Annotated in this window: 27 protein-coding genes and 4 tRNA genes; 17 read left to right on the forward strand and 14 right to left on the reverse strand. The window is 67.0% G+C overall.

Translation table 11 applies throughout. The features are described from left to right. Window positions 1–42: 42 nt before the first annotated feature. The gene (locus A9Z05_RS30975; protein ID WP_069621403.1) at window positions 43–1,596 is read right to left on the reverse strand and encodes a sugar ABC transporter ATP-binding protein; all 1,554 of its coding nucleotides are present in this window, start codon (window positions 1,594–1,596) and stop codon (window positions 43–45) included. Further along, entirely contained in the window at window positions 1,583–2,830 is a 1,248-nt protein-coding gene (locus A9Z05_RS30980) for an ROK family protein (RefSeq protein ID WP_069621404.1), read from the reverse strand. The genes A9Z05_RS30975 and A9Z05_RS30980 overlap by 14 nt, the downstream gene beginning before the upstream one ends. Before the next feature lie 199 nt (window positions 2,831–3,029). Here A9Z05_RS30980 and A9Z05_RS38485 point away from each other — a divergent pair, with 199 nt between their 5' ends. Beyond that, window positions 3,030–3,506 (forward strand): OsmC family protein, encoded by a 477-nt coding sequence (locus tag A9Z05_RS38485; protein WP_084044512.1) that lies wholly within the window; start codon window positions 3,030–3,032, stop codon window positions 3,504–3,506. Window positions 3,507–3,586: 80 nt separating this feature from the next. On the opposite strand, the gene A9Z05_RS30990 is transcribed toward A9Z05_RS38485, so the two are convergent. From A9Z05_RS30990 to A9Z05_RS31005, 4 genes are all read right to left on the reverse strand, one after another. After that, window positions 3,587–3,673 (reverse strand) — tRNA-Leu (locus A9Z05_RS30990). A 396-nt stretch (window positions 3,674–4,069) separates the two neighbouring features. Beyond that, window positions 4,070–4,156, reverse strand: a tRNA-Leu gene (locus tag A9Z05_RS30995). Window positions 4,157–4,261: 105 nt separating this feature from the next. Beyond that, window positions 4,262–5,251, reverse strand: coding sequence for an aliphatic sulfonate ABC transporter substrate-binding protein (locus A9Z05_RS31000; RefSeq protein WP_069621406.1), 990 nt, complete (start codon window positions 5,249–5,251; stop codon window positions 4,262–4,264). Between the two features lie 180 nt (window positions 5,252–5,431). Further along, window positions 5,432–5,518, reverse strand: a tRNA-Leu gene (locus tag A9Z05_RS31005). A gap of 249 nt (window positions 5,519–5,767) precedes the next feature. On the opposite strand from A9Z05_RS31005, the gene rnr reads away from it, so the two are divergent. The 6 genes from rnr (at window position 5,768) to A9Z05_RS31035 (ending at window position 13,006) form a co-directional block, all read left to right on the forward strand. Further along, window positions 5,768–8,245 carry a ribonuclease R gene (gene rnr / locus A9Z05_RS31010; RefSeq protein WP_069621407.1) on the forward strand — a complete coding sequence of 826 codons (2,478 nt, stop codon included), beginning with the start codon at window positions 5,768–5,770 and terminating at the stop codon, window positions 8,243–8,245. A gap of 148 nt (window positions 8,246–8,393) precedes the next feature. Continuing rightward, complete coding sequence (rlmB, locus tag A9Z05_RS31015) at window positions 8,394–9,137, forward strand: 23S rRNA (guanosine(2251)-2'-O)-methyltransferase RlmB (RefSeq protein ID WP_050012544.1); 744 nt, start codon at window positions 8,394–8,396, stop codon at window positions 9,135–9,137. Window positions 9,138–9,258: 121 nt separating this feature from the next. Continuing rightward, complete coding sequence (locus tag A9Z05_RS31020) at window positions 9,259–10,131, forward strand: N-acetylmuramoyl-L-alanine amidase (RefSeq protein WP_069621408.1); 873 nt, start codon at window positions 9,259–9,261, stop codon at window positions 10,129–10,131. A 92-nt stretch (window positions 10,132–10,223) separates the two neighbouring features. Further along, on the forward strand, window positions 10,224–10,919 hold the full coding sequence (rpiA, locus tag A9Z05_RS31025) for a ribose-5-phosphate isomerase RpiA (protein WP_069621409.1): 696 nt from the start codon (window positions 10,224–10,226) through the stop codon (window positions 10,917–10,919). 282 nt (window positions 10,920–11,201) lie between these two features. Further along, window positions 11,202–11,918 (forward strand): FadR/GntR family transcriptional regulator, encoded by a 717-nt coding sequence (locus A9Z05_RS31030; protein WP_069621410.1) that lies wholly within the window; start codon window positions 11,202–11,204, stop codon window positions 11,916–11,918. A 101-nt stretch (window positions 11,919–12,019) separates the two neighbouring features. Beyond that, complete coding sequence (locus A9Z05_RS31035; RefSeq protein WP_069621411.1) at window positions 12,020–13,006, forward strand: Gfo/Idh/MocA family protein; 987 nt, start codon at window positions 12,020–12,022, stop codon at window positions 13,004–13,006. A gap of 61 nt (window positions 13,007–13,067) precedes the next feature. Here A9Z05_RS31035 and A9Z05_RS31040 read toward each other — a convergent pair whose 3' ends face one another. From A9Z05_RS31040 to A9Z05_RS31070, 7 genes are all read right to left on the reverse strand, one after another. Further along, a complete protein-coding gene (locus A9Z05_RS31040) occupies window positions 13,068–13,760 on the reverse strand; it encodes an amino acid ABC transporter permease (RefSeq protein ID WP_006484207.1) in 693 nt (230 codons plus the stop codon). A gap of 122 nt (window positions 13,761–13,882) precedes the next feature. Then, window positions 13,883–14,677: a cystine ABC transporter substrate-binding protein gene (locus A9Z05_RS31045; protein WP_069621412.1), complete on the reverse strand. Its 795-nt coding sequence runs from the start codon at window positions 14,675–14,677 to the stop codon at window positions 13,883–13,885. Window positions 14,678–14,776: 99 nt separating this feature from the next. Then, window positions 14,777–15,814 (reverse strand): quinone-dependent dihydroorotate dehydrogenase, encoded by a 1,038-nt coding sequence (locus A9Z05_RS31050; protein WP_069621471.1) that lies wholly within the window; start codon window positions 15,812–15,814, stop codon window positions 14,777–14,779. Window positions 15,815–15,912: 98 nt separating this feature from the next. After that, window positions 15,913–16,743: an arginyltransferase gene (locus tag A9Z05_RS31055; protein ID WP_069621413.1), complete on the reverse strand. Its 831-nt coding sequence runs from the start codon at window positions 16,741–16,743 to the stop codon at window positions 15,913–15,915. 33 nt (window positions 16,744–16,776) lie between these two features. Beyond that, the gene (aat, locus tag A9Z05_RS31060; RefSeq protein ID WP_069621414.1) at window positions 16,777–17,541 is read right to left on the reverse strand and encodes a leucyl/phenylalanyl-tRNA--protein transferase; all 765 of its coding nucleotides are present in this window, start codon (window positions 17,539–17,541) and stop codon (window positions 16,777–16,779) included. A 10-nt stretch (window positions 17,542–17,551) separates the two neighbouring features. After that, the gene (locus A9Z05_RS31065) at window positions 17,552–18,097 is read right to left on the reverse strand and encodes an NUDIX hydrolase (protein WP_006476111.1); all 546 of its coding nucleotides are present in this window, start codon (window positions 18,095–18,097) and stop codon (window positions 17,552–17,554) included. Window positions 18,098–18,280: 183 nt separating this feature from the next. Further along, window positions 18,281–18,357 (reverse strand) — tRNA-Met (locus tag A9Z05_RS31070). Window positions 18,358–18,554: 197 nt separating this feature from the next. Between A9Z05_RS31070 and A9Z05_RS31075 the strand changes: the two genes are divergently transcribed. The 3 genes from A9Z05_RS31075 to A9Z05_RS31085 are packed head-to-tail and all read left to right on the forward strand — an operon-like array spanning window position 18,555 to window position 20,580. After that, window positions 18,555–19,052, forward strand: a complete 498-nt coding sequence (locus tag A9Z05_RS31075; RefSeq protein ID WP_069621415.1) for a heme-degrading domain-containing protein — start codon at window positions 18,555–18,557, stop codon at window positions 19,050–19,052. 9 nt (window positions 19,053–19,061) lie between these two features. Further along, on the forward strand, window positions 19,062–19,394 hold the full coding sequence (locus A9Z05_RS31080; RefSeq protein WP_371090929.1) for a multidrug efflux SMR transporter: 333 nt from the start codon (window positions 19,062–19,064) through the stop codon (window positions 19,392–19,394). Window positions 19,395–19,425: 31 nt separating this feature from the next. Then, window positions 19,426–20,580 carry an enoyl-CoA hydratase/isomerase family protein gene (locus A9Z05_RS31085; protein ID WP_069621416.1) on the forward strand — a complete coding sequence of 385 codons (1,155 nt, stop codon included), beginning with the start codon at window positions 19,426–19,428 and terminating at the stop codon, window positions 20,578–20,580. A gap of 136 nt (window positions 20,581–20,716) precedes the next feature. On the opposite strand, the gene A9Z05_RS31090 is transcribed toward A9Z05_RS31085, so the two are convergent. Continuing rightward, window positions 20,717–21,145: a hypothetical protein gene (locus A9Z05_RS31090; protein ID WP_006484223.1), complete on the reverse strand. Its 429-nt coding sequence runs from the start codon at window positions 21,143–21,145 to the stop codon at window positions 20,717–20,719. Window positions 21,146–21,486: 341 nt separating this feature from the next. On the opposite strand from A9Z05_RS31090, the gene ssuD reads away from it, so the two are divergent. The 7 genes from ssuD to dusA all read left to right on the forward strand — a co-directional run bounded on the left by ssuD (window position 21,487) and on the right by dusA (window position 26,463). After that, entirely contained in the window at window positions 21,487–22,644 is a 1,158-nt protein-coding gene (ssuD, locus tag A9Z05_RS31095) for an FMNH2-dependent alkanesulfonate monooxygenase (RefSeq protein ID WP_069621417.1), read from the forward strand. A 16-nt stretch (window positions 22,645–22,660) separates the two neighbouring features. Beyond that, complete coding sequence (gene ssuC / locus A9Z05_RS31100) at window positions 22,661–23,473, forward strand: aliphatic sulfonate ABC transporter permease SsuC (RefSeq protein WP_059584307.1); 813 nt, start codon at window positions 22,661–22,663, stop codon at window positions 23,471–23,473. Next, complete coding sequence (locus A9Z05_RS31105) at window positions 23,470–24,429, forward strand: ATP-binding cassette domain-containing protein (RefSeq protein ID WP_069621418.1); 960 nt, start codon at window positions 23,470–23,472, stop codon at window positions 24,427–24,429. Before ssuC ends, A9Z05_RS31105 begins: the two co-directional genes overlap by 4 nt. Before the next feature lie 57 nt (window positions 24,430–24,486). After that, entirely contained in the window at window positions 24,487–24,702 is a 216-nt protein-coding gene (locus tag A9Z05_RS31110) for a molybdopterin-binding protein (RefSeq protein WP_006476104.1), read from the forward strand. Between the two features lie 145 nt (window positions 24,703–24,847). After that, a complete protein-coding gene (locus A9Z05_RS31115; RefSeq protein ID WP_050012556.1) occupies window positions 24,848–25,045 on the forward strand; it encodes a hypothetical protein in 198 nt (65 codons plus the stop codon). A 56-nt stretch (window positions 25,046–25,101) separates the two neighbouring features. Further along, the gene (locus A9Z05_RS31120) at window positions 25,102–25,347 is read left to right on the forward strand and encodes a hypothetical protein (protein WP_069621419.1); all 246 of its coding nucleotides are present in this window, start codon (window positions 25,102–25,104) and stop codon (window positions 25,345–25,347) included. Window positions 25,348–25,476: 129 nt separating this feature from the next. Beyond that, the gene (gene dusA, locus A9Z05_RS31125; protein WP_069621420.1) at window positions 25,477–26,463 is read left to right on the forward strand and encodes a tRNA dihydrouridine(20/20a) synthase DusA; all 987 of its coding nucleotides are present in this window, start codon (window positions 25,477–25,479) and stop codon (window positions 26,461–26,463) included. Window positions 26,464–26,484: the final 21 nt, after the last annotated feature.

The raw sequence follows: 26,484 nt of genomic DNA on the forward strand, positions 1-26,484 counted from the left end.
TCGGTAGCCTGAAGGTGAGAGTGAAATGAAAAGGGGCGACGCTCAGTGCGCGTCGGCCAGTTCGGCCTGCGAGCCGGTGGCGAGCGCGATGATCGCTTCCTGCGTGATCGGCGTATGCGTGTGGCCGCCGAGTTCGCCCGCGATCTCGCCTTCGCGCATCACGAGCACGCGGTCGGCGACGCCGATGATTTCCGGCAGTTCGCTCGAGATCACGATCACGCCCACGCCGGCACGGGCCAGTTCGTTGATGATCCGGTAGATCTCGGATTTCGCGCCGATGTCGACGCCGCGCGTCGGTTCGTCGAGGATCAGCACACGCGGCTTCGTCTCGAGCAGGCGCGACAGGAGCACTTTCTGCTGGTTGCCGCCGGACAGCGCGCCGACGTTGACGTTCGCATGCGGGACGCGGATCGACAGCGATGCAATCGCGTCGCGCGCGCGTTCGGCGCCGCGGGTGAGATCGAGCGCGCCGAGCCGCGCATCGCGGTTGCACACCGAGATGTTGATGTTGTCGCGCACGCTCATGTCGAGGAACAGGCCCTGGCGCTTGCGGTCTTCCGTCAGGTAGACGAGCCCCGCATCGATCGCGTCCCGCGGCGAGTGCGCGCCGAACGTGCGCTCGCCCAGCTTCACGTCGCCGCGCACGCGCGGCTCGGCCCCGAAGATCAGCCGCGCGAGCTCGGTGCGCCCGGCGCCGACGAGGCCCGCGATGCCGAGCACCTCGCCGGCATGCAGGTCGAGGCTGCAGCCGCGCACGCGCGCGCCGTCGGCGATGTCGCGCACCGACAGCAGCAGATGGCCGGGGTCGTACGGTGCGTGTTCCTTCTTGTAGAAGCCGGAGATGTCGCGGCCGACCATCATCGCGACGAGGCGCTCGGCCGACAGCGCCGCGCGCTCCAGCGTGCCGACATACGTGCCGTCGCGCAGCACCGACACGCGATCGGACAGCTCGTAGATCTCCGCCATCCGGTGGCTGATGTAGATGATCGCGAGACCTTCCTCGCGCAACTGGCGGATCAGGCGGAACAGGTGTTCGGTTTCGCGCGACGATAGCGGCGTGGTCGGCTCGTCCATCACGAGGATGCGGGCGCGGGTGTGCACGGCGCGCGCGATTTCGACGAGTTGCTGCTCGGCGATCGACAGCGTGTCGACGAGCGTATCGGGCCCGAACGGGGCGCCCAGGCGCGCGAGCACGTCCTGGCAGCCGCGCGCCATCGCCGCGCGGTCGATCGTGCCCCAGCGCCGGTTGCCGCGGCGCAGTTCGCGGCCGATGTAGATGTTTTCCGCGACGGTCAGATTCGGCGACAGGCACAGCTCCTGGTAGATCACCGCCACGCCGGCATCGCGCGCGGCGAGCGGGCCGTCGATGTCGATGCGTTGGCCGTCGATCAGGATCTCGCCGCCGGCGTCGGCGCGGTAGGCGCCCGACAGGATCTTCATCAGCGTCGATTTGCCCGCGCCGTTCTCGCCCATCAGCGAATGGATCTCGCCCGGATAGACGGTGAGGCTGACGTTGTCGAGGGCGCGCACGGCCGGGAACGTCTTGCTGATTCCGCGCATCTCGAGCAGCGGGCGGGGCGACTCAGAACGCGACATGGTGGACCTCCTGCAAATCGGTGCGGGCGCCCTTGAGGATGCCGGCCCGCGGGGAGAAGTTGAAAAACATCGGCAGCGTGGCGGCGCCGATCGCGCCGGCGTCGGCGCCGAACGTGCCGCGCACGAGTACCGGCGTGCCGCGCGCCTCGGGCGCGGTGGCCACGAGCGCCGCGCGCAGGCGGGTCGTGACCGCGTCGAGCAGGCCCGCGTCGGTATCGGCGTCGAGCACGACCACCGGCGCATCGATCACGCACAGCACCGCGCGCAACGCCGGCGCGAGCGCGTCGACGCAGTCGTCGATCCATTCGTCGACGGCAGGCAGGCCGCGGGCGATGCATGCCTCGAGATCGGCGCGGTTCTCGACCGTCTCGCCGTGATGGCGCAGGTGGCGCACGAGCGCATGCAGCGATGCGCGCGCGAGCAGGATGTCCCACTGGCCGCGCGGCGGCGGCGCGGACGCCAGCCGGCTAGGCGGCACCGGAATCACCGCGATGTCGCCGGCATTGCCGGTCACGCCGCGCAGGCAGTCGCCGTCGATCGCGATTCCGCCGCCGATCGCTGGCCCGATGAACAGGTAGACGAAGTCGTCGCACTGCCGGCCGTACCCGTAGAACAGTTCGGCGATCGCGGCCGCGTTGCCGTCGTTTTCGCCGAATACGGGCAGTGACAGCGTGCGGCCGAGGTCGGCCGCGAAATCGACGTCTTCCCACGCGCGGAACGTATCGGGCGCGAGGCCGAGCTCGCGCATCCACGCGCCGAGGTTGTACGGCTGCGCAACGCCGACGCCGGTCAGGCGCGCACGTTCATGGTCGGGGAGCAGGGCCTGCATCGCGTCGATGTCGTGACGCACGATCTCGAGCACCTCGGCAGGCGCGGGGAGCAGCGTGTCGTGCGAGCGGCGGCCGAGCACGTCGCCCGCGAAGTTGACGAGCGCCGTCTCGATGCGCATCCGGTCGAGATGGACGCCGATGCCGAACGCGCCGCGCGGATCGAGGCGGATCAGCGAAGCCGGCTGGCCGCGCTGGCCTTCGGTGCGGCCCGCGAATTCGATCAGCTTCGCGTCGGCGAGGGACGCAATGATGCTGCCGACCGCCGTACCCGTCATGCTCGCGAGACGGGCGAGATCGGCCTTCGAGGCGCTGCCCGCACGGCGCAGCGTTTTCAGCAGCAGGCGCTCGTTGTAACGGCGCACGTTGGCCGAATTGCTTCCCTGGCCGAAGTGCGGGCTTCTCATGGCGTCTCCTTCCATGTCGCACCGCTCGGCGGCGCATTAAATAAATCACGTTGATTTATTTAACCGCGTGAGCGGCGGCCTGTCAGCCTAGGGAAATCCCGGTTGTGTCCGGGAACGACGGCCGGGCGCGGCCGCCCCGGCGCGCCGGATGACCTGCAATGGCGAATTCGTCTGATGGATTTGCGGTTGGCCACGCGTCATGATCGCCGGCCGGGCCGCATACGACAGCGCAGCCGGAAGAGGGCGACGTCTGCGGGCGCCGCGTGATGCGGGGGTGGCAGCGTCGGTCGTTCATTGGGTGCAGGACGGCGGAGGCTGCGTCCACGTCTGCGCTCGGGAGAAACGCCATGCATCGTACGACGCGGGTGACGGTACGAATCCGGAGCAGTTATTCGTCGCCGGCTTCGCGGCATGCTTTCATGGCGCGTCGACGCGGGTCGCGATGCGGCACCGGATTCGCCTGCCGACCGATCTCGCGATCGCGGCCACCGCAACGTTTCAGCGCGATCCGGCGGATGGGCTGTTTGCAATCGCGCTCGATGTCGCGGTCGGCATGCCGGGCGTCGATGCAGATGCTGCGCGCGAGCGGGTCGCGGAGAGGGAGGCGATTTGTCCGTACGCGAAGATGGCGCGGCGCGGGATTCGGCATGTCGTGCGCGTGACCGGGACGGTGTAATCACGATGTTGCCGGAGGATCGCCGCTTGCGGCGGCGGAAATGAAAAAAGGCCGGCAAAGCCGACCTTTTTAAATACAGATGGTGCCCAGGAGAGGACTCGAACCTCCACGATGTTGCCACCGCTAGGACCTGAACCTAGTGCGTCTACCAATTCCGCCACCTGGGCACGTTTCGCTTGCTGCGATGCGAAGACCGCTATTTTAGCGTGTTGGCGGAGTCTGTCAACACAATTTCAGGTCTTGAACGCAAATAATTCGGGACCGTTTTGCGGCGAGGAAGGGCGTGCGCGGCGTCGATGTGCGCAATCGTCGATTCGAGTTGCGAGTGAGGGGGGCGTCTGTCGGTACGTACCGCGACTCGGCGCCGGAAGTGAAGCGGCCGGTTAGAAGCCGACCTTTTTTGGAAAACAGACGGTGCCAGGGGAGGACTCAGTCACCATGTGCGACCCGGCTGCGCTTGCAAGCGCAGCCTTTCGAGGCCTCGTGCAAAGCGCGCAGGCGCTTTGCTTCCTGGGCGCGAAATGAAAAAAGGCCGGCATAAAGCCGACCTTTTTAAAAACAGATGGTGCCCAGGAGAGGACTCGAACCTCCACGATGTTGCCACCGCTAGGACCTGAACCTAGTGCGTCTACCAATTCCGCCACCTGGGCACGTTTTGCAGTAGCTGCTTGCTGCAAAGAAGAGAGATTATAGCGTGCTTGGAAACGCTGTCAACACAATTCGATCGATGACAAAAAATATTGCGCGCCGCGCCATCACGCGCCGATCGGCTCCGCCCGTTTGGCCGTGAAATTCCAGCGCAGCGCTTCACTCGTGTCGACGCGGGCCGGCAGCAAGCCGGCTGCGAGAAACGTATCCGCGATCTTCTGTTGTTCACCGAAATTCTGCGTGGCAACGGCGCGCACCAGATAGCTGCGTCGCGCATTCGCGCGCTCGATTGTCCTTGCGTCGAGTCCCCAGATCGGCGCCAGGGTATGGGCCGCTTCCTGCTGATGGTCGCGCAGCCACGCGCCGGCCTGCGACAACCGGTCGAACACGATCTGGATGACGTCGGGGCGCGCGGCGGCAAAACTGCTCGACGCGAGGTAATAGCGCTGGTATGACGCGAGGCCGCTGCCGTCGGCCAGAATCCGCACGTCGGGATTCGCGTCGACCGACGCGACGTACGGATCCCACGTAATCCAGGCATCGACACTGCCGCGCTCGAATGCCGCGCGGCCGTCCGCCGGTGTCAGATAGTGGATGGTGGTGTCGCTGGTGGTGAGCTTCGCGCGTGCGAGCGCGGCAAGCAGCAGGTAGTGGCTGCCGGCCGCCTTCGTGACGGCGATCCGCTTGCCCTTGAGATCGGTGAGCGTGCGCAGCGTGCTGTCCTGCTTGACGATGATGGCCTGCGCCTTCGGCGACGGCGCTTCCTGTGCGACGTACACGAAACGGGCATGCGCGGCTTGCGCGAAGACCGGAACCGTGTCGGCCACGTCGGCGCTGAAATCGATCGCGCCGACGTTGAGTGCTTCGGTCAGCGGCAGGCCGCTCGCGAATTCATGCCACGACACGCGCAGGCCGAGCGGTGCGAGCGACTGCTCCAGCGTGCCGCGTGTCTTGAGTAGCGTGATGAGCGTCGACGATTTCTGGTATCCGATGCGCAGCGTGATGGGCATGTTCTCGGCGTGCGCTCGAATGCCGGCGGCGCTCAGACCGGCGGCCAGCATCGCGCGCGCGAACGCGCGGCGGTTCATCGACATCATGAATGGTGCCTCGTTGGATTCGTTGAAAGCGAGGCGGCTAACGTACCAACGGGGACGGCAATCGATAAGCGATTAATTCTGCTATCGATCGGAGTGGTGGGCATATGGCAGGCGCGTGCCGGTAATACGGTGCCCGAAATGAAAAAAGGCCGGCATAAAGCCGACCTTTTTAAAAACAGATGGTGCCCAGGAGAGGACTCGAACCTCCACGATGTTGCCACCGCTAGGACCTGAACCTAGTGCGTCTACCAATTCCGCCACCTGGGCACGTTTTGCAGTAGCTGCTTGCTGCAAAGAAGCGAAATTATAGCGCCCCAATTATTCCTGTCAACACTTTTTTGCGATGCAGCGCAAACCGGCTGCCGCTGCGCGTGCCGGGGGCCTTTCCGTCATTTGACGACACGGGCGGGTGATAGAATGACCCGCCGCCGTCAATATAGAACTGTCAGACGGACACCTCTATGTTGATGCCGTGCACCATCAGTCAACGCAACGAGAACAATCATCGACAAACCCTTGAGCAAATATCCGTACCCCATTCCGAGCCGTGAAGAGATTCTCGGCGTGCTGCGTACGAGCGACGCGCCGCTGGCCGCCAACGACATCGCCGAAGCCCTGTCGATCAAGCGTCAGGAGCGCGAGGGGTTCTTCCGGCGTGTCGCCGCGATGGAACGTGACGGCCAGATCCGCCTCGACAAGCGCGGCCACTACCAGTTGACCCATCCGTCGAATTTCGTCGCGGGGCGCGTGCAGGGGCATCGCGACGGCTACGGGTTCGTGATCCGCGACGACGGCCAGGACGATCTGTTCTTGCCGAACGGCGAAATGCAGAAGGTGATGCACAACGACCGCGTGCTCGCGCGGATCGTCGGCTACGATCGCCGCGGCCGGCCGGAAGGGCATGTCGTCGAAGTCACCGAGCGCGCGAACAAGCGCGTGATCGGCCGCCTGCTGAACGAGAACGGCGCGCTGATCGTCGCGCCGGAAGACAAGCGCATCGGCCACGACATCCTGATCACGCAGAACGTGAAGAAGGCGAAGGTCGGGCAGGTCGTCGTCGTCGAGTTGACCGATTTCCCGAGCCGTCATTCGCAGCCGCTCGGCCGTGTCGTCGAAGTGCTCGGCGATATCGACGATCCGGGCATGGAAATCGAAATCGCGGTGCGCAAGTACGGCGTGCCGCACGAATTCAGCCAGCCGGCGCTCGACGAAGCCGCCGCGCTGCCCGACAAGGTGCGGCCGGCCGACCTGCGTTTCCGCGTCGACCTGCGCGACGTGCCGCTCGTGACGATCGACGGCGAGGACGCCCGCGACTTCGACGATGCCGTCTACTGCGAGCCGGTCAAGGTCGGTCGCGGCGACGGCTACCGGCTCATCGTCGCGATCGCCGACGTATCGCACTACGTGCAGCCGGGTAGCGGGCTCGATACCGACGCGCTCGAGCGCAGTACGTCGGTCTACTTCCCGCGCCGCGTGATCCCGATGCTGCCGGAGAAATTGTCGAACGGCCTCTGTTCGCTGAATCCGCAGGTCGACCGCTGCGTGCTCGCATGCGACATGGTGATCACCGCGCGCGGCGAGATCAAGGCATACCAGTTCTATCCGGCGGTGATCCACTCGGCGGCGCGCCTGACGTACACCGAAGTCGCGGCCGTGCTGTCGAACACGAAGGGGCCGGAGGCCGCGCGCCGGGCCGATCTGTTGCCGCACCTGCAGGATCTGTACGGCGTCTACAAGTCGCTGTTCGCCGCCCGCCAAAAGCGCGGCGCGATCGACTTCGACACGACCGAGACCTACATCGTCTGCAATTCGCAGGGCAAGATCGAGCAGATCGTGCCGCGTCAGCGCAACGACGCGCACAAGCTGATCGAGGAATGCATGCTGGCCGCGAACGTCTGCGCGGCCGACTTCCTGAAGCGCAACAAGCATCCGGGCCTGTACCGCGTGCACGCGGGGCCGACGCCGGAGAAGCTCGAGAACCTGCGTGCGTTCCTGCGCGGGATGGGCCTGTCGCTCGGCGGCGGCGACAAGCCGCATGCGAGCGACTACGCGGCGCTGATGGCGCAGATCCGCGACCGGCCGGACGCGCAGATGCTGCAGCCGATGCTGCTGCGCTCGATGCAGCAGGCGGTCTACAGCCCGGACAACATCGGCCACTTCGGTCTCGCGTACGAGGCGTACGCGCACTTCACGAGCCCGATCCGCCGCTATCCGGACCTGCTCACGCACCGCGCGATCTACGCGATCCTGTCCGGCAAGAAGTACGCGCCGAAGGCGCCGGAAGGCTTCGAGCTGAATACCGCGCTGTCGCCGCGCGCCCGCGCGATGCAGCAGGCCGACGACGACGCGCGCGGCCGTTCGCGCTCGAACACGGCGATCTGGGAAGAGCTGGGCCTGCATTGCTCGGCGAACGAGCGCCGTGCGGACGAGGCGTCGCGCGACGTGGAAGCGTGGCTCAAGTGCTACTTCATGCGCGACAAGCTCGGCGAGGAGTACGGCGGGATGGTGAACGGCGTGACGTCGTTCGGCATTTTCGTGCAGCTCGACACGCTGTTCATCGAAGGGCTCGTGCACGTGACGGAGCTCGGCTCGGACTATTTCCAGTACGACGAGATCAAGAACGAGCTGCGCGGCGAACGCACGGGCATCCGCTATCGCCTGTCGGACCGCGTGCGCGTGCAGGTGAGCCGCGTCGATCTCGATGCGCGCAAGATCGATTTCCGCCTCGTGCGCGATACGCCGGTGAAGGCGCCGCGTCCGTCGCCCGTGCCGGCTGCCGGCGTCGATCGCAACGGCAGCGGCCCGCGCGTGCGTGCGCTGCCGCCGGTCGAGGAGGCCGTGCCGCGTCGCAAGACGGCCGCGAGCGCGCCGAGCGTCGCGGTGAAGGAAGCGCGCGCCGCGCGTGGCGCCGCGAAGAAGAAGGGCGGCGGCGGTGGCGGCGGCTCACCCGCGAAGCCGACCGCGAAGAAGGCCCGCGCCCGCAAGAAGTATTGAGCGTTCGGGGCGGCGTACGCGCACGCCCCGCAGTATCGAGAGACGCCGCGTCACCGGTCATCGGCCGGCCACGCGGCGCTTTCCTTTTCCATGGATCGCGGCTGCGCACGTCGCGCGGCCGCACGTTTGATCGAAGGTTGTTCCAGTCATGTCACGTCTGAAGGTTCTTTACGGTTTTCATGCGGTGACCGCACGTTTGCGGCACGATGCATCGACGGTGGCGGAGGTGCTGTACGACCAGACGCGCCGCGACCGCCGCATGCAGGACTTCCTGCACACCGCGAAGGAAGCGGGCGTGCGGCTGATCGCGGCCGACGAAACGCGCCTGTGGGGCCTCGCGCACACCGAGCGCCACCAGGGCGTCGTCGCGCGCGTCGAGGACATGCCGCTCGCGCAGAACCTGTCCGAGCTGCTCGACGGCATCAACGGGCCCGCGCTGCTGCTCGTGCTCGACGGCGTCACCGATCCGCACAACCTCGGCGCGTGCCTGCGGGTCGCCGATTCGGCCGGCGCGCACGCGGTGATCGCGCCGCGCGACCGGGCGGTCGGCCTCAACGCGACCGCTGCCAAGGTGGCGAGCGGCGCGGCGGATACGGTGCCGTACATCACGGTGACGAACCTCGCCCGCGCGCTGCGCGAGCTGAAGGAAGCCGGCGTGTGGATCATCGGCACGTCGGACGAAGCTTCGGCGACGCTCTACGATACAAAGCTCGACGGCCCCGTCGCGCTCGTGATGGGCGCGGAAGGCGAGGGCATGCGCCGGCTCACGCGCGACACCTGCGACGAAGTGATGAGCATCCCGATGGCCGGCAGCGTGGAAAGCCTGAACGTGTCGGTCGCCAGCGGCGTGTGCCTGTACGAAGCCGTGCGCCAGCGGCGCGTGAAGGGCTGAGCCCGCGGCTGCCCCCGGCGCCGACCCGATCCGTCCCGCGCGCGACGCGCGGGCGTCGAATGACCCGAACGACGCGTGCCGCGATGCAACGCGGCACGCGGCTCTCCGGAACTCGCGACCGATGACCCTGTTTCGTGTTGGCGTTTCCTGCGCCGTGCTCGGCCTGCTCGCGGCCTGCACGTCGCCGTCGCTCGTCGAGCGCGACGCCTACTATGCCGACACGAGCCTGCACGCGCGCGGCGCAGATTCGCGGATCCGCTTTCTCGTGATGCATTACACCGAAAGCGACGAGACGAAATCGCTGCGCACGCTGACCGGCGAGTCGGTCAGCGTGCATTACGTCATCCCGCCGCAGCCGCGCACCGAGCGCGGGATGCCCGTCGTCTACCAGCTCGTTCCGGAAGCGCGGCGCGCGTGGCACGCGGGCGTCAGCGAGTGGCAGGGCACGACCGAGCTGAACGCGGTGTCGATCGGCATCGAGAACGTGAACCGCGGCCCGCTCGACGCGCAGCGGCGCACCTGGCAGCCGTATCCGCCCGAACAGGTCGACGCGCTGATCCGTCTGTCGAAGGACATCGTCGCGCGCTACGGGATTGCGCCGACGCGTGTGGTCGGGCACAGCGACATCGCGCCGCAACGCAAGATCGATCCCGGGCCGCTGTTTCCGTGGCATACGCTCGCGCAAGCCGGCGTCGGCGCATGGCCGGACGACGCGACCGTCGCCGCGCGGCTCGGCGGGCGCGACCCGCACGCGCCGGTCGACGTGCGCGAACTGCAGCTCAAGCTCGCGCGCTACGGCTACGACGTGCCGACCGACGGCGTGCTCGACACGCGCACGCAACGCGTGTTCGCGGCGTTCCAGATGCATTTCAGGCCGTCCGATTACGCGGGCAATCCGGACGCGGAAAGCGACGCGATCGCGCAGGCGCTGCTCGACAAGTACTTCCCCGGCGCGCCAGCGGCGGACCCCGCACCGGCGGCCGACACGCGCTGAATACGCGGCGCGGCGCGTGCCGAAAAACGCGGGGGCGCCCACCGACTCCGGTAAACTGGCGGTTTTTCGCCATCCCGCAGCATTACCACGCCATGACTCAAGACGAACTCAAACGCCTCGTCGGCCAGGCCGCCGCCGATTACGTGATCCAGAACGTGCCGGAAGGCGCCGTGATCGGTGTCGGCACCGGCTCGACCGCCAACTGCTTCATCGACGCGCTCGCCGCCGTCAAATCGCGCTATCGCGGCGCCGTGTCGAGCTCGGTCGCCACGACCGAACGCCTGAAATCGCACGGCATCAAGGTGTTCGACCTGAACGAGATCGAGTCGCTTCAGGTGTACGTCGACGGCGCCGACGAGATCGACGCCGGCGGCGCGATGATCAAGGGTGGCGGCGGCGCGCTGACGCGCGAGAAGATCGTCGCGTCGGTGGCCGACACGTTCGTCTGCATCGCGGACGCCAGCAAGCGCGTGCCGGTGCTCGGCGCGTTCCCGCTGCCGATCGAGGTCGTGCCGATGGCGCGCACGGCGATCGGCCGGCGCGTGACCGCGCTCGGCGGCGTGCCCGTGCTGCGCGTGACGAAGGACGGCGCGCCGTATATCACCGACAACGGCAACGAGATCATCGACGTGAAGGGCCTGCAGATCGCCGATCCGCGTGGTTTCGAAGCACAGGTGAACGCATGGCCGGGCGTCGTGACCGTCGGCCTGTTCGCCGAACGCGGCGCGAATCTGTGCTTGCTCGGCACGGAAAACGGCGTCGAAACGATCGTTTATCCGGCTGGCTGAATCTGAATGAGAAGCAGTCCGTAACGGCGCGGTATCGGCCGTCATGGATTGGATGGTTAAATCTTGTGGAAACCGGGGTCCGGCAGGCGCGGCGCGCTTCCCGGGCCTTTTTTTTAGCCGTATAAATCACCTCGTTCAAAAGAGGGATAACCCTGTCAGGTGTTTACCAGATAGCGAAATATCGTCGAACTCATCAACTTATAGATCATAAGAACAGAGTAGTAACCAGGGCCGGCGGAACTGCGGAGCAGGTGTTCGCAAATCGACGCACGGGGAGGTGTCATGGAGCAGGGCAAAGACCGGTCACTGGTCGCCAAAGTGATGGATGGGCTTGTCGCGGGTATCGTCGAAGACAAGTACGGCGGCATCTTGCCGCCACAGGACGTGCTGTCGAAAGAGTTCGACGTGAGCCGCACGGTCATGCGAGAAGCGTTGTCGATGTTGCTTGCGCGCGACATGCTCGACGTGCGTCCGAAAGTCGGTACGCGCGTGCGGCCGATGCGCGACTGGCGGATGATCGACGAGGACGTCGTGAGCTGGCGATTTCGGGCAAAGCCCGATCCGCAGTTCATGCGCGACGTCATCGAATTCCGGATGCTGATCGAGCCGCGTGCGACCGCGCAGGCGGCGGTGCGTGCGACGGCGGCCGACATCGCGGGCATTCGCGAAGCGTTCGATGCGTTCAAGGTGCTGCAGCCGGGCGACGCCGGCTACGACACGGCGGACGAGCTGCTGCACACGCGGATCGTCCAGGCGAGCGGCAACCAGTTCTTCCAGCAGATGGCGGCGATCGTGCGCGGCGCAGTGCGTCTCGTGAATCCGCGCGTCGTGCAGAAGGAAGGCGCGCACGACATCGCGGTGAAGGCGCATGCGCGCGTCGTCGATGCGATCGAGCGGCGCGACCCGCGCGAAGCCGAAGCGGCGTCGCTCGCGCTGATCGATTTCAGCGCGGACGAGATTTCGCGCGATTTCTCGGTCGACGTGCCGGTACGCGCCTGACGTCATGCGCGTCGCTCATCCGTGTGCCGCCGGGCCGTTTATCATGACGGCCGGCCGGCAGCGTGCCGGCAACCGTCATACGACCGACACGGAAGATCAGGATGAACGACAACGACCATCGCCCGGTGCGCTTCGGCATCGTCGGTGCAGGCGGCATTGCGCGCCGCTTCGCGCAAAGCCTTGCACACGTGCCGGGCGCCACGCTCGCCGGCGTCTGGGCCCGCCGCGCCGATGCAGCGGCCGCCTTCTGCGAGACATACGGCGGCACGCCCGCCGCGCGCTTCGACGCGCTCCTCGCGAGCGAGATCGACGCGGTCTACATCGCGACGCTCCATGACAGTCATGCGCAGTACTCGCTGGCCGCGCTGGCTGCCGGCAAGGCCGTGCTGTGCGAGAAACCCGCGGCGCTGAACGCCGCGCAACTCGACACGGTGCTGCACGCGGCGCGCGATGCCGGGCGGCTCTTCATGGAGGCGATGAAGCCGCCATTCTTCCCGCTGTACCGTCAACTGCGTGCGCACTTGCGTGACGATCCGATCGGCGAGATCCGGCTCGTGCGGGCGGGCTGCGCCTCGTCGTCGGTGCCGGACGATCATTCCGTCTATCGGCTCGATCGCGCGGGCGGCGCGCTGCTCGATATCGGCATCTACGAGGCGTTTCTCGCCGTCGACTGGCTTGGCGCGGCGCGCGACGTGCAGACGCTCGGCCGCGTCGGTGCGACGGGTGTCGACCTGTTCGCGAGCCTGAACAGCGTGCATGCGAACGGCGGGATCGCGCAGCTCTTTTGCGGGCTCGACGTGATGGGGCGCGGCGACGCGCTGATCGCGGCCGCCGGCGGCCACGTGACGATTCACGAGAAGTGGTGGAACCCCGAGCGTGCGACGATCCGCTATGCGGACGGGCGCACCGTCGAACTCGACGCACCGGCCGCGGGCGGCGGGCTGAACTACGAAGCCGCGCATTTCTGCGACCTGCTGCGCGCGGGCGAGACCGAAAGCCCGATCATGACGCACGACCATTCGCGGCAGATGATCGCGATGACCGATGCGGCGCGCGCCGTGCTCGGCGTGCGCTATTCGGGCGAATAGGCGGAACAGGCGGGAAGGAGGGCGCCGGGCCCGCGATCGCGGCCCGGCGTAACGGCGTGGCTCAGTGCCGCGACGGCAGCGACAGGCGCTTTTCGTACCAGCGCTGCACCCATTCGAGAATCTGGCACAGGATCCAGTACACGGCCGCGGCGGCGAGATAGAGCGGCAGCGGCTGATAGGTCGCGGCGATCACTTCCTGCGCGCTGCGCAGCAGTTCGGTCACGGTGATCACCGACACGAGCGACGTGTCCTTGATCAGGCTGATCAGGCTGTTCGACAGGCTCGGCACCGCGATGCGCAGCGCCTGCGGGCCGATCACGTAGCGCAGCGTCTGGCCCCACGACAGCCCGAGGCTGTACGCGGCGAGCCACTGGCCGCGCGCGATCCCGTTGATCGCGCCGCGCATGCTTTCCGACATGTACGCCGCGACGTTCGCGGACAGCGCGATGACGCCGGCCGGCGTCGGGTCGAGCGAGATGCCGAGGCTCGGCAGCCCGTAATAGATGACGAAGATCTGCACGAGCAGCGGCGTGCCGCGCATCAGGCTCACGTACGCGCGCGCCAGCCACGCGAGCGCATTGACCCAGATGCGCTCGAAGCCGTCGAGCGCTTCGCTCTGCCGGATGCCCATCATCGCGAGCACGACCGCGCCAAGCAGGCCGAACACCATCGACAGCACGGCGAACTTGACGGTCAGTACGGCACCCTGGGCGAGCACCGGCAGCGATTGGACGAGCAGGGACGTTGTCGACATGGAATACGAAGCGAATGCGTGCGCGAAAGCGCAATCATAAACCGGACCGATAAAACAAAGGGCGGCATCGTTGCGGATGCCGCCCTTTCCGGCCCGCCGTCAGGCGGGAAATGCAGGCGTGCTTACTTGATCGGTTTCGTCACGTCGATGCCGAACCACTTGTCGGAGATCTTCGTGAACGTGCCGTCGGCTTCGAGTTGCGCCATCGCGTCGTCGATCGCCTTCTGAAACTTCGGGTTGCCCTTCTTGAACGGGATGCCCGACGGGTTCGCCGAGCCGACGTTCGCGCCCGGGCGCAGCGACAGCTGGGAATTCTTCGTCAGGTACGCGAGCATCAGGCGGTCGTTGAGCGCCGCGTCGAGGCGACCGGCCGCGAGATCGCGCAGGTACTCGGGCGCGCCCGGGTACGTCTTCACATCGATGCCGGGCACCGACTTCGCCATGTCCATGTAGTTGGTGCCGAGCGCGACGCCGAGCTTCTTGCCCTTCAGGTCTTCCAGCGACTTGAACTCGCGCGTGTCGTCCTTGCGCTGGATCAACTGCGCGGACGAGTACGTGTACGCGGGCGAGAAGTCGAGCGTTTCCTTGCGCTTGTCGGTGATGCCGACCTGGTTGACGATCACGTCGAACTTGCCGGCCTGCAGGCCCGCGATGATGCCGCTCCATTCGGTCGTCACGAACTCGGCCTTCACGCCGAGCTTCGCGGCGACGGCCTTCGCGATGTCGACGTCGAAGCCGACGAGTTCGCCTTGCGGGTTCTTCGAGTTGAACGGCGGGAACGTGCCTTCGAGGCCGACGCGCAGCGTGCCGCGTTGTTTGACCTGGTCGAGGAGGTCGGCCGCGTGGGCGGTTGCCGCAGCGAACGACGTGCCGATCACGCCGGCAACCAGCAGCTTCTTCAACAGCGAAAATTTCATCGTGTGTGTCCTTGCCCTGTCCGGGTCAATGATTCTGATATGGGTGCGATGATAGCAAAAACGCTATCGATGGCTAAATACAGTTTGTTTATGGCTATATTACGCGCTGCGTTCGCGGGCGATCGCCTTCACGCATTCCGACACGAGCGCCGGGCCGCGATAGATGAAGCCGGTATAGAGCTGGACGAGCGCCGCGCCGGCCGCCAGCTTCGCACGGGCGTCCTCGCCCGAGAAAATGCCGCCGACACCGATGATCGGCACGTCGTTGCCGACCTCGGCGTGCAGCTTGCGGATCACTTCGTTCGACGCGTCGAACACGGGGCGGCCCGACAGGCCGCCGGCTTCGTCCGCGTGCGGCAGGCCCTGGACGGCCGCGCGCGACAGCGTCGTATTGGTGGCGATCACCGCTTCGATCTTGTGGCGCAGCAGCGTGTCGCCGATTTCCTTGACCTGCTCGTCGTCGAGATCGGGCGCGATCTTCAGCGCGAGCGGCACGAGCTTGCCGTGCAGGTCGGCGAGGCGCCGCTGCTTGTCCTTCAGCGCGGCGAGCAGCGCGTCGAGCTCGCCTGCACCCTGCAACTGGCGCAGGTTCTTCGTGTTCGGCGACGAGATGTTGATCGTCACGTAGCTCGCGAACGGGTACACGCGCTCGAGGCAGTACAGGTAATCCTCGGCCGCGCGTTCGATCGGCGTGTCGGCGTTCTTGCCGATGTTCAGGCCCAGGATGCCGCGATAGCGGGCGGCCTGCACGTTCTTCACGAACTGGTCGACGCCGTGGTTGTTGAAGCCCATCCGGTTGATCAGCGCTTCGGCCTGCGGCAGCCGGAACATCCGCGGGCGCGGGTTGCCGGGCTGCGGGCGCGGCGTGACCGTGCCGACCTCGATGAAGCCGAAGCCGAGCGCCGCGAGGCCGTCGATGGCCGCGCCGTCCTTGTCGAGGCCGGCCGCGAGGCCGACCGGGTTGCGGAACGTGAGCCCCATCACGGTGCGCGGCGCGTCGGGCACGCGGGCCGACAGCGCGCAGGCGAGGCCGGTGCGGCCGGCCGCGCCGAGCGCGCGCAGCGTAAGGTGGTGAGCGTCTTCCGCATCCATTTTGAACAGGGATGCGCGGGCCAGCGGATAGAGGGAACTGAACACGGGAATGGGGCGGACGGCCGAAATGAATGACAACCCGCTATTTTACCGGGAGTTGCGCGGCACGGGCGTGCTTCGCTTCGTAGCCGCCGCGACGCGCGTCAGCCCGAGCCGGAATGTCCGCCCGGCAATGGCGCGCGCGCCAGCGCCGCGTCGACGGGCGGCAGGTCGACCCGCTCCGGATCGAGCGTCTTCCAGCGGCCGTCGATCAGCCCCTCGAGCGGATGGAAGTTCGCCTTGTAGGCCATCTTCGGGCTCTCGCGAATCCAGTAGCCGAGGTACACGTAGGGCAGCCCGAGGCTCTTCGCCTGCTCGATCTGCCACAGGATGTTGTAGGTGCCGTAGCTCGTGTGCCGGTCGTCCGGCTCGAAGAACGTGTAGACCGACGACAGCCCGTCGCCGAGGATGTCGATCATGCTGACCATCCGCAGCTTGCCGGGTTCGCCGCCCGGTGCGTCGAGGTCGCGGAATTCGACGAGGCGCGAGTTGATCCGGCTTTGCAGCAGGAACTGTTCATACTGGTCGCGGCTGTCGCGATCCATGCCGCCGCCCGCGTGGCGCGCGGACTGGTAGCGCATGTAGAGCGCGTAGTGCTCTTCGTCGTAGTGCAGCGGCGACACCGTTGCGACCAGCGTGCGGTGCCGCTTCCACATCCTGCGCTGCGTGCGCGTCGGCGCGAACTCGCCGACCGGCACGCGCACCGGCACGCAGGCGCGGCAGCCGTCGCAGTACGGGCGGTACGTGAAGACGCCGGAGCGACGGAAGCCGGCCTTCACGAGTTCGGTGTAGATGTCGGAATTGATCAGGTGGCTCGGCGTCGCGACTTGCGAGCGTGCGATGCGGCCGTCCAGATAGCTGCACGGATAGGGCGCCGTTGCATAGAATTGCAGCGCCGAAAGCGGTGAAAGCGGCAGCTCAGTCGGGTGAGTCATGGGCAGCTCTCGATGCAGGGAAGGAGTGCCGCGCTAGCGCTCGCTCCCGGTGGGCGCCGCCGTTTCGGCGGGGCTCGTCAGCGCGGCGAGCACGCGCTTGTCGAACTGCCACGGAATCGGCGGTTCGGCTACCGCGCTGCGCACGTGAGCGACAAAGGCCTTGCGTGCGATCTCGCGGCCGCCGAGCGACGCTAGATGCGACGTGTTCTGCTGGCAGTCTATCATTTCCAGCCCCTGGTCGCGAAGGTGCGCGATGAGCGCGGCCAGCGCGATTTTCGACGCATCGGTCACGTCCGCATACATCGACTCGCCGAAAAACATCCGGCCGAACGACACGCCATAGAGGCCGCCGACGCGGCGTCCGTCGCGCCACGTTTCGATGCTGTGCGCGTTGCCGGAGCGGTAGAGCGAGGTATAGGCGTCGATGATCTCGGCGGTGATCCAGGTGCCGCGCTGCCCGCGGCGCGGCGCCTGCGCGCACGCGCGCATCACGCCGGGAAAGTCGTGATCGACGCGCACTTCCCATTCCGGCGCGCGCAGCACGCGCTTCAGCGTCTTGCGCAGCGACGGCGATACCTTGAATTCGGCCGGCACCAGAATCATGCGCGGGTCGGGGCTCCACCACAGCACCGGCTGGCCGTCCGAGTACCACGGGAAGATGCCGCGCCGGTAGGCGTCGATGAGGCGCGACGGCAGCAGGTCGGCGCTCGCGGCGAGCAGCCCGGGCGCGCCGGTCGCGGGCCCGAGCGCGCGTTCGATGGACGGAAACGGATCGTCCGGGCCGAGCCAGGGAACCATGGGCAGGGGCTCAGCCGTTGCGCAGCGAGCGGAAGATATCGCCGGTGTGCACGCCGTAGTCGCCGGCGGCCCGATCGGCGAAGAAGAAGCGCAGCGTCTGGCTGACGGTCGGAAACGCGATCTCGTCCCACGGGATGTCGGCTTCGTCGAACAGTTTCACTTCGAGGCTTTCCTCGCCGGCTTCGAAACCCGGATCGGTGAGCCGCGCAAGGTAGAACAGGTGGACCTGATGTACGTGCGGTACGTTGAGCAGCGTGAACAGGTTCTGCACCTCGACGCGCGCGCCGGCTTCCTCGAGCGTTTCGCGCGCGGCGGCTTCCGCGGTCGTCTCGCCCATTTCCATGAAACCGGCCGGCAGCGTCCAGAATCCGTAGCGCGGTTCGATCGCACGGCGGCACAGCAGGATCTGGTCGCCCCAGACCGGCACCGTGCCGACGACGTTGCGCGGATTCTGATAGTGGATCGTGCCGCAGTGATCGCAGACGAAGCGTTCGCGGTTGTCGCCCGGAGGAATGCGCGCGAGGACTTCGTGGCCGCAGACGGAGCAGAATTTCATGTCGAGTGGAAGGGACGAGGTGATGCGAGTGTATCACCGGGCCGCGGCATTCTTGAACGCCTGCGCAGGCGGCGGCGTGTCGGGCGAAACGGCGCGCGCGTGCGCGAAGCGCGCGCGGCGTCCGGGCGCGCGAAAACAAAAAGCCCGGCGCGAGGCCGGGCTTTTTGCGACATTCTGGACGGTTGGTTGCGGGGGTAGGATTTGAACCTACGACCTTCGGGTTATGAGCCCGACGAGCTGCCAGACTGCTCCACCCCGCGTCCGTCGAAGGAATGAATTATATGGGCTAACCCGGATGCGCGCAACTGTTTTCTGACGATCGCGTCGCGAGCGTGGGTGGGGCCGGTACGGAGAGGCGCGTGCGCTAGAATCGAGCGGTTTGTGTCGCCATCCCGGCAGCGGCCCTGCGCGATCGCATCGGCGCCGCTGCGATTCTCATTACTGCATCGACGGATTCATGGACATCGCTCACGATCTGCAATCGATCGGCGCGCAGGAACAGGCGCTCGTGTTTCCCCATTTCGACCCGGCCCGCGCGTGGGCGCTCGGCAACCGGATGCATGCGCTCGCGACGTCCCGCGGTCATGCGATCGCGATCGATATCGTCACGTTCGGCCAGCCGCTGTTCTACGCCGCGCTCGCCGGCGCGACGCCGGACAACGCCGACTGGGTGCGCCGCAAGCGCAACGTCGTCGCGCATTTCCGCCGCAGCTCGTACGCAATCGGCCTGCGCATGCAGCAGGCCGGCGCGACGCTCGCGGACAAGCACGGGCTGCCGGCCGCCGACTATGCGTCGCACGGCGGTTCGTTTCCGTTGACCGTCGCCGGCGCCGGCGTGATCGGCTCGATTACCGCGTCCGGGCTGCCGCAGCGCGCGGACCACGAGTTCGTCGTCGAGGCGCTGTGCGCCGAGCTCGGTCACGACTACGCGGTACTGGCCCTCGCACGGAGCTGAGCGATGCAATTGCCCGGTTACGCATGGCTCGCGATCGCGATCGTCGCGGAAGTGATCGGCACGTCCGCGCTGCGCGCGGCGGACGGCTTCACGCGCTTGTGGCCGTCGGTGCTCGTCGTCGCCGGTTACGGCGTCGCGTTCTACTGCCTGTCCCTCACGTTACGCACGATGCCCGTCGGCATCATCTATGCAGTCTGGTCGGGCGCCGGCATCGTGCTGATCACGCTCGTCGCGATGCTGCTCTATCGCCAGGTGCCGGACGTGCCGGCGGTGATCGGCCTCGGGCTGATCATCGCCGGTGTCGTGGTGCTGAACCTGTTCTCGAAAATGCAGGCGCATTGAGCGTGCGACTGCCGTTTGCCGGACGACCTTCATGACCGATTCTTCTTCCGCCGCCGCTTCCGCCGAATCCGCCCAGCCCGATGTGCTCGCGTATGTCGCGAACCGCATCGGCTTTCTCGAACTGAACCGGCCGAAGGCGCTGAATGCGCTGTCGGTCGGCATGATCCGGCTGATGCAGCAGGCGCTCGACGCGTGGCGCGACGACCCCGACGTCATCGCGGTCGTCGTGCACAGCCCGCATCCGCGCGCATTCTGCGCGGGCGGCGACGTACGCTTCTTCCACGACGCGTGGCAGCGCGGCGACCGCGACGCGGTCGACACGTTCTTCATCGACGAATACACGCTGAACCATGCGATCTTCACGTATCCGAAGCCGTACATCGCGCTGATGCACGGCGTCGTGATGGGCGGCGGCATGGGGATTTCGCAGGCGGCGCGGCATACGGGCGGCCTGCGCGTCGTGACCGACTCGACGAAGATGGCGATGCCCGAAACGCGCATCGGCCTGTTCCCGGACGTCGGGATGAGCTGGTTTCTCGCGCGCACGCCCGGCGCGATCGGCCGCTATCTCGCGGTGACCGGCGCGACGCTCGACGCGGCCGGTGCGCTGTACGCGCAACTCGCCGACGTCTATCTGCCCGATGCCGCACTGCCGGCGCTGCTCGACACGCTGCGCACCGCGCGCATCGACAGCGGCGCGCAGGCCGTCGCGTGCGTGACCGACGCGGCTGCCGCACACAAGGTCGTGCCGACGCCCGGCACGTCGGCGCTCGCCGATGCGCGTGCCGGGATCGACCGGCATTTCGCGCAGCCGGACATCAACGCGATCCTCGCGTCGCTCGACGCCGAACAGGATTGCGCGGCGGTCGACGGGTGGGTCGAGAAGGCGACCCACGCGATGCGCGAGCAGTTGTCGCCGCTGTCGATGGCCGTGTCGCTCGAAGTCGTCGAACGCGCGCGCGGCGCGACGATGGCCGATTGCCTGCGGCGCGATCTCGATCTCACGCGCTCGACCTTCGCGCGCGGCGACGTGATCGAAGGCGTGCGCGCGCTGATCGTCGACAAGGATCACCAGCCCGTGTGGCGTTTCAAGTCGGCTGCCGACGTCCGGCGCGCCGACGTGCTCGCGATGTTCGACAGCCCGTGGACGCCCGACGCGCATCCGCTGCGCAAGCTGAAGGACTGACGTCGATCAGGCTGACGCGCGCGAGCCGATCGACGCGCAACATGGAAACGAAAAGGCCGCGTGCATCATGCACGCGGCCTTTTTCATGAACGACGTCGGGCGGGCGCGACCGAAGGGCGCGCAGCCCGCGCCGGCGTTACTCGTCGCCCGCGTCGTCGGACATGAACGCGCGCATGAACACGAGCGCGCCGAAACCCCACACCGCATTCGCCGCGAAGCCGGCCGCGAGCACGGGCATCATGTTGCCCGACGGCCAGATGCCGCGCAGCGGATCGATCGCGAACACGCGGGCGGCCGTCAGCACGATGCCGCCGAACACGAGCGCGCCGATCCACGATGCTTCGCGTTCCGGCGACACGCGCAGCAACCACGCCATCGGAATCGCGCAGCACGCGCTGATCAGCGCATTCGCGACGAATTCAGGAATGCCGAGCGGCGCGAACGGTTGTGTCGAGAAGCCGGTTGCGGCGATCAGGTCGGCCGTGTGAAGGAGGGCGAGCGTGGCCTCGCGGAAGAACAGTGCGGCCAGGAAGCCGGACAGGAAGGGCAGGATGACTTTCTGCATCGATGAGTGCACCGCAGGCGCGCACGGCGGGGGCCGGGCGCGCGGAGTTATTCGGATAGGTGCGCCATTATAGGGCCCGGCCGCGACGATATTCGCTCCAGCGTCGTGCTAATCACGAAAGCGGAAAACCTAAGCTCAAAAAAATCGTTCCAAAGCCCTGTACCGATCCCTAGACTGATTTCCCAGAAACAGCCGTGCAATCGCGTCCTCGTCCGCGGCACGGCCTGACCGGCGAGCCATCCCGATTCGAATGCACACCATGCATGCGTCGCTCATCCGCGACGCGAGCAGGGCGATGTTTTTTTCAAATTTCGGCAGTGACAGTCAAGCAGGAGCAGCAGATGAATGTGTTCTGGTTTATCCCCACGCATGGCGACAGCCGCTATCTCGGCACGGCCGAAGGCGCGCGCGCCGCGGACTACGATTACTTCAAGCAGGTCGCCGTGGCGGCGGACACGCTCGGCTACGACGGCGTGCTGCTGCCGACCGGCCGTTCCTGCGAGGATGCGTGGGTCGTCGCGTCGAGCCTGATTCCGGCGACACAGCGCCTGAAGTTCCTGGTCGCCGTGCGTCCCGGCATCGCTTCGCCGGGGCTGGCCGCGCGGATGGCCGCGACGTTCGACCGTCTGTCGGGCGGCCGCCTGCTGATCAACGTCGTCACGGGCGGCGATGCGGCCGAGCTCGAAGGCGACGGTCTGTTCGCCGATCACGACACGCGCTACGAGATCACCGACGATTTCCTGAACATCTGGCGCGGGCTGCTGACCGCGTCGCATGACAACGGCGGATTCGACTACATCGGCAAGCACCTGCAGTCGAAAGGCGGCAAGGCGCTTTATCCGCCCGTGCAACATCCGCATCCGCCGCTGTGGTTCGGCGGCTCGTCGCCGGCCGCTCACGCGATTGCCGCCGATCACATCGATACCTACCTGACGTGGGGCGAGCCGCCCGAGGCCGTCGCGAAGAAGATCGCCGACATCCGCGCCCGTGCCGACGCGCGCGGCCGCAAGATCAAGTTCGGCATCCGCCTGCACGTGATCGTGCGCGAGACCGAGGACGAGGCATGGCGTGACGCCGAGCGGTTGATCAGCCGGCTCGACGACGACACGATCGCGCGGGCGCAGAAGGCGTTCGCGAACATGGATTCGGAAGGCCAGCGCCGGATGGCCGCGCTGCACGGCGGCAAGCGCGGCGGCCGCGAGGCGCTCGAGGTCTATCCGAACCTGTGGGCCGGCGTGGGGCTCGTGCGCGGCGGCGCGGGCACGGCGCTCGTGGGCAATCCCGAGCAGGTCGCGGAACGCATGCGCGAATACGCGGATCTCGGCATCGAGACGTTCATCCTGTCCGGCTATCCGCACCTCGAGGAGTCGTATCGCTTCGCGGAACTCGTGTTCCCGCTGATCAAGGGCAAGGGTGTCGAGAAGGCGGCTGGTCCGCTGTCGGGGCCGTTCGGCGAGATCGTCGGCAACAACTATCTGCCGAAGACGAGCCAGAGCTGAGCGACGGAGGCTTGCGATGACAACGAAAACGTCGACGACGGGCGTCGCCGTGGCCGCCCGCGCGTGGCGCGGCGTTGCGCCGTGGCTCGTGCCGCTCGCATTGCTGGTGGTGTGGGAAGTCGGTGCGCGCACCGGCTGGCTGTCGACCCGCGTGCTGCCCGAGCCGGTGGCGGTCGTGCGCGCGGCCTGGTCGCTCGTGACGTCGGGCGAAATGTGGGCGAACGTGAAAGTGAGCACGTGGCGCGCGCTGTTCGGCTTCGCGATCGGCGGCGGCGTCGGTCTCGCGCTGGGGCTCGCGACCGGGCTGTCGAAGGCCGCCGAGGTCGCGCTCGACTCGACGATCCAGATGATCCGCAACATCCCGGCGCTCGCGATGATCCCGCTCGTGATCCTGTGGTTCGGCATCGACGAGAAGGCGAAGCTGTTCCTCGTCGCGCTCGGCGTGTTCTTCCCCGTCTACATCAATACGTATCACGGGATCCGCTCGGTCGACGCGAACCTGATCGAGATGGCGAAGAGCTACGGCGTGCGCGGCTTCGCGCTGTACCGCGACGTGATCCTGCCGGGCGCGTTGCCGTCGATTCTCGTCGGCGTGCGTTTCGCGCTCGGGCTGATGTGGGTGATGCTGATCGTCGCGGAAACGATCTCCGCCCAGTCGGGCATCGGCTACATGACGATGAACGCGCGTGAATTCCTGCAAACCGACGTGGTGGTGGTCGGCATCCTGCTGTACGCGGTGCTCGGCAAGCTGGCCGATGTGCTGGCGAAATCGATCGAGCGCGTGACGCTGCGCTGGCACCCCGCCTATCAATCAGGAGCAAAGGCATGAACGCGACGACTTCAGCGGCCGCCTATGGGCCGCTCGCCGGCGCAGACCTCGAGGCCGAACTGGCGCAGGCCCGCGTCGCGGACGGCGACGCGCGCGATGCGGCGATCCTCGAACGTGACGGCAGCGCATCGGTCGTGCCGCTCGCGCGGCGGCGCGGGGGCGGTCCGGCATCCGACGACGCGGTCACGCTGTCGGGCGTCAGCAAGCGCTTCGGCGCCCGCACGGTGCTCGACAACGTCGAGTTGAACATCGCGCGCGGCAGCTTCGTCGCGATCGTCGGCCGCAGCGGCTGCGGGAAATCGACGCTGCTGCGTCTCGTCGCGGGACTCGAGCAGCCGAGCAGCGGCGCGCTCGTGACGCACGGCGAGGGCGGCGGCGTGCTCGATACGCGGATCATGTACCAGGACGCGCGTCTGCTGCCGTGGAAGACCGTGCTGCAGAACGTGATGCTGGGCCTCGGCCGCGGCGCGCGCGACCAGGCCCGCGCGGTGCTCGACGAAGTCGGGCTGCTGGAACGCGCGAACGACTGGCCCGCGCAACTGTCGGGCGGGCAGCGGCAGCGCGTCGCACTGGCCCGTGCGCTCGTGCACCGGCCGCAACTGCTGCTGCTCGACGAGCCGCTCGGCGCACTCGATGCGCTGACCCGCATCGAAATGCACGCGCTGATCGAGCGCCTGTGGCGCGAGCATCGATTCACCGCGCTGCTCGTCACGCACGACGTGCAGGAAGCCGTGGCGCTCGGCGACCGCATCCTGCTGATCGAGCAGGGGCGGGTGGCGCTCGACCAGCCGGTGCCGCTCGACCGGCCGCGTGCCCGCGCGTCGGCTGCCTTCGCGGCGCTCGAGGATCGCGTGCTGAAACGCGTGCTCGCCGGCGGGCCCGGCGCGGCCGATCAAGACACGGAGCATGAAGCAGACAAGGTTCGACCGGTCGGGCAGATCCGCTGGGCCGTTTAATTCCGGGCGGCTCCGGCCGCCCGTTCTGAGACTTTTTTCTTCGGAGCGATCATCCCGATGAGCATCACCGCAATCAACGTACGTAACCAGTTCAAGGGCAAGGTCAAGGAGATCATTCGCGGGTCGGTGGTTTCCGAAGTCGACGTCGAGACGCCGTTCGGCATCGTCACGTCGGTGATCACCACCCGTTCGGTGGACGAACTCGAACTGAAGGTCGGCGCCGAAGTCGTCGCGCTCGTGAAGTCGACGGAAGTCTCGATCGCGCGTCTCTGAGCGCGGGTCGAGCCTCGGTGCGGCGCCGCCGGGCAGGCAACGTGCCCGGCGGCGCCGCATTGCATTCGCGCAGCGCGTTTGCCTCGGTATTCGACTGCCGGACGAAGTGCTAGGATGGAACGACACCGATGCCGGAGGCGAACGCATGACCCCCATCCTTTCCCCCGAAGCCATCGAGGCGCTGAAATGGATCGACCAGTTCGGCGACAGCCGGCCGGTTCCCGCCGCGTTCAATGACGTTATCTACGCGTTGCTGAACGACGGGCTGATCTATCAGGCGACGGCCGACCGGGTCGACCTGACGGCCGATGGCCGGTCCTTTTTGTCAGATGAATACGATTGAGCGCGCGGCGCCGGCCGCGCACGCGGCCCGGCGCGGCGTCGCCACGGAGGCGTGCGATGGAACCGAGAGGCAGCGACCTCGGCGATTTCAGCGAGCCGTACCGCGGCTTCGAGATCGAGGTGAAGACCGAGCAGGTCTGGGACGGCGAGCACGCGCACTACCGCGTGCTGCGGGGCGATGCCGTGCGGATCGACTGGCGGCTGGTCAAGATCGACGGGGTGCTGCTGACCGAGCGGCGCGTGATCGAGCGCGTGTTCGACGAGGCACGCCGGGCGGTCGATGCGGAGCTGGACGACCGGTAGCGCACGTGTCGGGTTGGTATGGCCGGTCTTGCGGTAAAATATGGGGTTGTTTCCGTGCCGCCTGGCCTGTACCCGAATTCCATGTCCGTTTCGCCTTCGCTTCCTCCCCGCCGCGTATCCGTCGCGCCGATGCTCGACTGGACCGACCGTCATTGCCGGTCGTTCCACCGCACGCTGACGCGCAATACGTGGCTGTATACGGAGATGATCACGACGGGCGCGCTGTTGTTCGGCGATGCCCAGCGGCATCTTGCGTTCACGCCGAGCGAATCGCCGGTCGCGCTGCAATTGGGCGGCAGCGAGCGGGGCGACCTCGCGCGCGCGGCGAAGCTCGGCGAGCAGTGGGGCTACGACGAAATCAACCTGAATTGCGGGTGCCCGTCCGAGCGCGTGCAACGCGGTGCGTTCGGTGCATGCCTGATGAACGAGCCGCAACTCGTCGCCGACTGCGTGAAGGCGATGTGCGATGCGGTGTCGGTGCCGGTGACGGTCAAGCACCGGATCGGCGTCGATGCGGTCGAGGACTACGCGTTCGTGCGCGATTTCGTCGGCACGGTGGCCGAGGCCGGTTGCGAAACGTTCGTCGTGCATGCCCGCAATGCGATCCTGAAGGGGCTGTCGCCGAAGGAGAATCGCGAGATCCCGCCGCTCAAGTACGACTATGCGTATCGGCTGAAGCGCGATTTTCCGTCGCTGGAGATCGTGATCAACGGCGGCATCACGACGCTCGATGAAGTCGCGCGGCATCTGGAGCACGTCGACGGCGTGATGCTCGGCCGCGAGGCGTATCACAACCCGTACGTGCTGGCGGAGGTCGATGCGCGCTTCTACGGATCGAGCGCAGCGGTGCCGACGCGCGAAGCGGCCGAAGCGCAACTGATCGCGTATTGCGCGGCCGAACTGAAGCGCGGCACCTACCTCGGCGCGATCGTGCGGCACGCACTCGGGCTGTATCGCGGCATGCCGGGTGCGCGTGGCTGGCGTCGTGTGCTGTCCGACAACAAGAAGCTCGCACGCGGCGATCTGGCCGTGTTCGACGAGGCACGCGCGCATCTGAACGCAGCCGAAGAAATTTTTGAAAAAAATGCTTTGCAAGATTCAAAAGTGTTCGTATAATCTTGTTCTTCGCTGCTGAAA

Origin of the sequence: Burkholderia sp. A2 (assembly GCF_001729305.1) — a bacterium.
Taxonomy (GTDB): domain Bacteria; phylum Pseudomonadota; class Gammaproteobacteria; order Burkholderiales; family Burkholderiaceae; genus Burkholderia; species Burkholderia sola.